General features: G+C 71.0%; 6 protein-coding genes and 2 pseudogenes. 3 read left to right on the top strand and 5 right to left on the bottom strand.

Annotated features, from left to right (window positions below; translation table 11 throughout):
* Nucleotides 1–521: 521 nt before the first annotated feature.
* Nucleotides 522–1,988, bottom strand: coding sequence for an FAD-dependent monooxygenase (locus AB0J02_RS37065; protein WP_363198260.1), 1,467 nt, complete (start codon nt 1,986–1,988; stop codon nt 522–524).
* Between the two features lie 65 nt (nt 1,989–2,053).
* On the opposite strand from AB0J02_RS37065, the gene AB0J02_RS37060 reads away from it, so the two are divergent.
* The gene (locus AB0J02_RS37060) at nt 2,054–2,680 is read left to right on the top strand and encodes a TetR/AcrR family transcriptional regulator C-terminal domain-containing protein (protein ID WP_363198259.1); all 627 of its coding nucleotides are present in this window, start codon (nt 2,054–2,056) and stop codon (nt 2,678–2,680) included.
* A gap of 108 nt (nt 2,681–2,788) precedes the next feature.
* The gene (locus tag AB0J02_RS37055; RefSeq protein WP_363198258.1) at nt 2,789–2,920 is read left to right on the top strand and encodes a hypothetical protein; all 132 of its coding nucleotides are present in this window, start codon (nt 2,789–2,791) and stop codon (nt 2,918–2,920) included.
* A 125-nt stretch (nt 2,921–3,045) separates the two neighbouring features.
* On the opposite strand, the pseudogene AB0J02_RS37050 reads toward AB0J02_RS37055, so the two are convergent.
* The 4 genes and pseudogenes from AB0J02_RS37050 to AB0J02_RS37035 all read right to left on the bottom strand — a co-directional run.
* Nucleotides 3,046–3,207: pseudogene (locus tag AB0J02_RS37050) on the bottom strand (dehydrogenase); the annotation flags it as partial.
* Between the two features lie 19 nt (nt 3,208–3,226).
* A pseudogene (locus AB0J02_RS37045) lies at nt 3,227–4,250 on the bottom strand (zinc-dependent alcohol dehydrogenase family protein).
* An 82-nt stretch (nt 4,251–4,332) separates the two neighbouring features.
* Nucleotides 4,333–4,746 carry a cupin domain-containing protein gene (locus AB0J02_RS37040; protein ID WP_363198257.1) on the bottom strand — a complete coding sequence of 138 codons (414 nt, stop codon included), beginning with the start codon at nt 4,744–4,746 and terminating at the stop codon, nt 4,333–4,335.
* A 74-nt stretch (nt 4,747–4,820) separates the two neighbouring features.
* On the bottom strand, nt 4,821–5,141 hold the full coding sequence (locus AB0J02_RS37035; protein WP_363198256.1) for a carboxymuconolactone decarboxylase family protein: 321 nt from the start codon (nt 5,139–5,141) through the stop codon (nt 4,821–4,823).
* 220 nt (nt 5,142–5,361) lie between these two features.
* On the opposite strand from AB0J02_RS37035, the gene AB0J02_RS37030 reads away from it, so the two are divergent.
* Nucleotides 5,362–6,240, top strand: a complete 879-nt coding sequence (locus tag AB0J02_RS37030; RefSeq protein ID WP_363198255.1) for a helix-turn-helix transcriptional regulator — start codon at nt 5,362–5,364, stop codon at nt 6,238–6,240.
* Nucleotides 6,241–6,252 lie beyond the last annotated feature (12 nt).

Here is a 6,252-nt window from a genome sequence, read left to right as displayed (position 1 = left end):
CATCAGTGGCACGAAAACCCGAACACACCAGTGGCGTCTCCCCCGAACCTCACAGCTGCGCGATCAGTGAGGTACTGCTGCCGCTCGAACAGGGATCGCCCCATTGATGGATGCGTTCGATCTGCCGCTACTCCCCCGGCGAGCGCGATGGCAGCGAGGTCCCTGGTGAGCCTGGCTGACCCAGCTTCGACAATGGGGCGTACCGCTTCAGGGGAAGTGGCCGCGAGAAGCATGGGTCCGGCCAGGACGTAGAGGTTCTACCGTGAGGACGTGCCTGCGAACGCGTACATGGCGACGCTGGACACCAGTGCCACGGCTACCCCTCCGACTGTCAGAGCCCGTCCGTGAACCCCTGAACGACGATCTGTGGCCCTTTGGTTGCCGGGTCGGCGAGGGGGCGTGGGGCCGGGGCTTGTCGGGTACCGGCCGCCGGTGTGCGTCTGCGCACACCACCGCGGCCCCGGAAACAACACCGGATGCGCCGACGCCGGCCGGAAAGCTCCGCTCCGGCCCGAGACGGTTTACTTCAGGTGGGTGGTCGCAAGGGTTGCGGTGAGGCTCTTCGTGAGGACGGCGCCGTCTTCGCCGCCGGCCCAGGCGACGTGCCCGTCGGGCCGGATCAGCGCGGCCCGGACCCCGGCCCAGTCAGCCGGGGGCAGGTGCGGGGTGCCGCTATGCACGCGCAGGCCGCGCCCGGCGAACCGGTCGAAGGGGCGGGCGGCGTCGCCGGTGAAGTCGAGCAGCAGGTAGCCGTCGGCCCGCAGCAGGGCGAACAGGCCGGTGCCGTCGAGCGCCAGGTCGGGAGCGCGGGTCCCGGTCAGCCGGTGTCCGTCTGCGGACGGGTAGGCGACGGACAGCGAACTGACCTGGGCCGCCAGCCGGTCGTTGAGATCGGGCAGGTCGGTGATGAGCCGGGCGAACAGGCCGCGCAGGCTGAGTCCCTCGGTGGTGAAGGCGGTCATCAGGGCGACCTGGGCGCGGCTGGTCTCGGTGAGGTCGATGCCGACCGGGTGGCGTTCGGCGTGGTAGGTGTCCAGCAGGGTGTCGGGGGCCCAGCCGTTGAGTACGGCGGCCAGTTTCCAGGCCAGGTTGGCGGCGTCCTGGATGCCGACGTTCATGCCGACGCCGCCGGCCGGGAAGTGCTGGTGGGCGGCGTCTCCGGCGAGGAAGACACGGCCCTGGCGGTAACTGGCGGCCAGGCGGGTGGCGTTGCCGAACCGGGAGAGCCAGACCGCGTCGCGCATGCCGAAGTCGCTGCCGGCCACGGCGACGGCGTTCTCGCGCAGTTCCTCCAGGGTCAGGTCGCCGGGCCAGGTGGTGGTCAGGTCTTGGGGCACGATGCCGACCAGGCGGTGCAGCCCGCCGGGCATGGGCACGGCCATGAGCGTGCCCGTCGGTCCGAACCAGCTGCTGCCGGGGGGCGGAGGCGCGTCGAGGACGACGTCGCCGAGCCAGCCGAGCACGGTGGACGGGGTGCCGGGGAAGTCGATGCCGGCTGCGGCGCGCACGGTGCTGCGGGTGCCGTCGCAGCCCGCCAGGTAGGCCGCCCGGAGGGTACGAGGCCCGTCGGGACCGGTGATGTGCACGGCGATGTCGTCCGGGCCGTCGGTGAACCCGGTGACCTCGTGTCCGCGCAGGATGTCCGCGCCCAGGGTGAGGGCCTGTTGCTCAAGGTGTGCCTCGGTGCGCTCCTGCGGGAGGGCGAGGGTGTGCGGGAACGGGCTGGGCAGACGGCGGAAGTCCAGCCGGGAGTCCAGTACGCCGAAGTGTCCGCCGGGCAGGGGCACGCCCTCCTGCACGAAGGGCTCGTGCACTTGGCGGGAGGCGAACGTCTCGATGGTGCGCGGGTGCACGGTCAGGGCCCGGGAACGGGAGTCTCGCTCCGTGCGGGGCTCGACCACGGCGACGGTGACGCCGGCCCGGCGCAGTTCGCCTGCGAGCCAGAGTCCCACGGGACCGCCACCCGCGACGACGACCTGGTAGTTCATGGTCTTCCACTTCCTCTCACGTTCTTGGTCGGTGACCAATGGCCGATCCGGAGTAAACTAGGTCAGTGACCAATAAGCAAGTCAGGGAAAACGCCACCGACCGGCTCACCCGCGCGGCGGTGATCGGTGCCGCACTCCAGACGCTGGAGGAACGCGGACTGGACGGACTGTCGACCCGGGCGGTCGCCGATCGCCTCGGGGTCCGCATGAACACCGTGTTGTGGCATGTGAAGACCAAGGCCCGGATGGTGGAACTGATGGCCGACGCCGTGCTCGGCACCATCGACCACGAGGACCTCCCCGCGAACGCCCTGCCACGGGTGCGGGAGCTGGCCGGCCGCTACCGGCGGGCGCTGCTCGCACACCGCGACGGTGCCGCCCTCGTCGCCGGAACCTATCCGGCCGAACCCCACACCCTGCGCTTCGCAGACCACCTCATCGAGGCGCTGCTCGCGGCCGGGGCGGACGAGCAGCGGGCGGCGTGGACGGCCTGGACGGTCACCTACTTCGTCCTCGGCCTGACACAGGAGGAGCAGGCCGCGCCGGACCGGCACGACGACCGCCTCGACCGGGCCGTGTCGCCCGGCGAACACCCGGCGCTCCACCAGGTCCTGGACCACCTGGGCCCGGGCTCCTTCGAGGACCGCTTCGCCTTCGGACTGGACGCGATCCTGTCCCGTCTGCCCGCGTAGCAGCGCACTCTCCAGGGGCGGCGTTCCGACGCCGGCCGGCCGCACCGACCACCTGCCCCAAGGGCCCGGTCGACGGGCAGCCGGGAACCCGGGCCAAACCTGAGTGCCGTGCGGCGCTTCCATGCCCGTGAAGGGCACTTGGCGGTGCCGCGCAAGCACACCGAGGTCGTGCCGCTCGCGGAGGCCGGCCACGGCGCACACGGGGCCGAGCGGGACGCGGGCGGTGTGCCGGTGGAGTGATCCGCTGCCGATTGGGCGCTGCTGCTGGGAGCGTGCGCTGGGCGATGTCGCCGATCCACGAAGTGGTCAGCCTTGCCCAGCTCTTGACCGAACCGCGGCGTCACCCGATGTTCCACCCGTGGCTTCGCGAAGGCGATGGAGGTGCCGGCGCGTTGGGGGTGCGGCTGGACGGCGCTGCCGCCGTTGACGAACAGCAGGGTGCCTCGCCTGCGGGCGCGCATGTCGGGCAGGACCTGGCTGACGGCCGTCATGGGCCCGAACAGGGAGAAGTCCAGCGGCCCGGACAGGCAGCCGGTGGGTCAGCGGTCAGGGGCGCAGCAGGGTCTTGATGGCGCGGCGTTCGTCCATCGCCTTGTAGCCCTCGGCGGCCTCGGCCAGCGGCAGTTCGAGGTCGAAGACCTTGCCGGGGTTGATCCGGCCGGACAGGACCTTGTCGATGAGGTCGGGCAGGAACTGGCGCACGGGGGCCGGGCCGCCGCGCAAGCCGACGTGGGAGAAGAACAGTTCCTGGCCGTCGAGGGAGACGTCGTGCGGGACACCGACGAAGCCGACATTGCCGCCGGGCCGGGTGGAGTGGAGGGCCTGCTGCATGGACTGCTCGTTGCCGACGCACTCCAGGACCCGGTCGGCTCCGATACCGCCGGTCAGTTCCTTGATGCGGGCCACGCCTTCTTCGCCGCGCTCGGCGACGACATCGGTGGCGCCGAACTCGCGTGCCAGCTTCTGGCGGGTCTCGTGACGGGACATGGCGATGATGCGTTTCGCGCCGAGTTCCCTGGCGGCGATGACCGCGCACAGCCCGACCGCGCCGTTCGCCGACCACGGCCACCGTGTCGCCGGGCTGGACCTGGGCGGCGACGGCCGCGTACCAGCCGGTGCCCATCACGTCGGAGCAGGCCAGCAGGCTGGCGATGTGCTCGTCCGCGGGCTGGGTCGGGGTGGCGACCAGCGTGCCGTCCGCGAGGGGGATGCGGATGCGCTCGGCCTGGCAGCCCTCGGCGCCGACGAACTCACGGTGCAGGCAGTTGGTCTGGTAGCCGTTTCGGCAGTTGGGGCAGGTGTTGTCGCTGGCGAAGAAGGAGCCCACGACGAACTGGCCGACCTGCAAGGTGGAGACGTCGGCGCCGGTCTCCTCGACGATGCCGACGTACTCGTGGCCGAACGGGGTGGGCTGCTCGACCGGGTTGATGCCGCGGTAGTCCCACAGGTCCGAGCCGCACACACAGGTGGCGACGGTGCGGATGACGGCGTCGGTGGGCTTGAGGATCGTCGGGTCGTCGCGCTCTTCGAAGCGGACGTCGCCGGGAGCGTAGAGGATGGCTCCGCGCATGATGATGCCTTTCTCTGCCAAGGGGGTGCGTGCCTGCCCGGGCGTGCGGACAGGATGCGCGAGACGGCCGTATGAGGGGCGGTCAGCTGGTGACGGCGGCCTGGGCGGCGGTGTACTGCTCGTCGGTCACCGGCTCCAGCCACGTGGTGCCGTCGCCCTCGCCATTACCGACGACCATGGCGATGTGCGCCATGAGGGTCGTCTCGGTGGCGCCGTGCCAGTGCTCCTCGCCGGCGGGGCACTTGAGGGTCTGGCCGGCGCTCACGCGCACCACACTGCCGTCGCGGGTGCCGACCAGGCCGACGCCGTCGGTGATGTACAGGACCTGGCCGTTGGCGTGCGAGTGCCAGTTCGTGCGGGCACCGGGCGTGAAGCGGACCAGTGCGGAGGCCAGCCGGGCCGGCTCCGACGGTGTCTCGATCGGGTTGAGGTAGACGTCGCCGGTGAACCGCTCGGCCGGGGCCTTGGCGGTGGGCGTGGAGGTGATGTGTTCCATGATCTGCGTTCCTCATTCGAAGAAGGGGTGCGGAAAGGGCGGCCTCGTCGAGGCCGGCGCTGTGCGGACCTGCGTCAGGCGGCGTTCCCGTCCGTGATCTTCTTCAGCTGGTTGATCGCGGTCATCGCGTTGGGCCAGCCCGCGTAGAACGCCAGGTGGGTGATGGCCTCGGAGAGCTCCTCCACGGTCAGCCCGTTTTCCAGGGCCTTGCCCAGGTGGTAGGGCAGCTGCTCGCTGCGGTAGAGCGCGGCCAGCACGCTCACCGTCACCAGACTCCGGTCCCGCGGGGAGAGCTCGCTGCGCTCCCACACGTCGCCGAAGAGCACGTCGTCGGTGATCTGGACCAGCTTCGGCGCGATCGGCGCCAGCTCCTTGGGCGCGGACTGCTTGGCCATGCGATGACTCCCTGCAATAAGTCGAGTGCCTTCCGGTAGGACCACTGTCCGCGGATGCTGCCCCACCGGCAGCTCCAGAGGGGCGGCGGTGGGCGGTTCCGCAGTCGCGCAGTCCCACTGATATCGAGGAAACCGCAGGTCACCGGCGCACGGAAGGCACTGTTGTTACAGGTACTGGCAGGACCCCCCACATCGGACCTTTCGGCCCTAGCCTGGCGGTATGGACACCGCCCACGACATCCGCGACTTCCTCGCCAGCCGCCGCGCCAAGCTCACCCCGCAGCAGGCCGGACTGCCCGCCTTCGGCAGCAACCGCCGCGTGCCGGGGCTGCGCCGCGAGGAAGTCGCCCTGCTCGCCGGTGTCAGCATCGACTACTACGTCCGCCTCGAACGCGGTCACCTCGCCGGCGCCTCCGAGGAAGTCCTCGACGCCGTCTGCAACGCGCTCCAGCTCGACGAGGCCGAACGCGCTCACCTCTTCGACCTGGCCGCCGCCCAGCGCAGCAGGCCCGCCCGCCGTGCCAGGAAGCAGCGCACTCCCGTCCCCGCCAGCATCCAGCGGGTCCTGGACTCCATGACCGACAGCCCGGCCTTCGTCCGCAACGGCCGCCTGGACATTCTCGCCATCAACCGGCTCGGCCGCGCCCTGTACGCCCCGCTGTTCTCCGACGCGGCACCGCGGCCGGTCAACATCGCCCGCTTCCAGGTGCTGGCCCCCGCCGGACAGGACTTCTTCCCCGACTGGGACGCCGCCCTCAACACCACGGTCTCGCTGCTGCGCACCGAAGCCGGACGCGCCCCGCACGACTCCGACCTCACCAACCTGATCGGCGAGTTGGTCACCCGAAGCGACGCCTTTCGCCTCGCCTGGGCCAAACACAATGTGCGCCTGCACCACACCGGCCGCAAGCCCTTCCGCCACCCCCAGATCGGCGAGCTCACTCTGGACTTCGACGCCATGGCACTGCCCGCCCAACCGGGGCTGACCCTGACCGCCTACAGCGCCGAGCCGAACACCCCCGGCCACGACGCCCTGCGGCTGCTGTCGGCCTGGGCCGCCACCGAAGACGCACAGCACACCGAGCCCGCCGCCGACTGACCCCGCAAGGTC

Source organism: Streptomyces sp. NPDC050264 (assembly GCF_040655895.1).
In the GTDB taxonomy this organism is placed as follows: domain Bacteria; phylum Actinomycetota; class Actinomycetes; order Streptomycetales; family Streptomycetaceae; genus Streptomyces.
Note: the sequence above shows the minus strand (reverse complement) of the source record. Positions and strands in the feature narration are given on the sequence as shown.

Bases quoted from the DNA above. Each gene is read 5' to 3' on its own strand.
- AB0J02_RS37035 (WP_363198256.1), bottom strand. From the start codon at position 5,141: ATGGCCAAGCAGTCCGCGCCCAAGGAGCTGGCGCCGATCGCGCCGAAG.
- AB0J02_RS37040 (WP_363198257.1), bottom strand. From the start codon at position 4,746: ATGGAACACATCACCTCCACGCCCACCGCCAAGGCCCCGGCCGAGCGG.
- AB0J02_RS37030 (WP_363198255.1), top strand. From the start codon at position 5,362: ATGGACACCGCCCACGACATCCGCGACTTCCTCGCCAGCCGCCGCGCC.
- AB0J02_RS37065 (WP_363198260.1), bottom strand. From the start codon at position 1,988: ATGAACTACCAGGTCGTCGTCGCGGGTGGCGGTCCCGTGGGACTCTGG.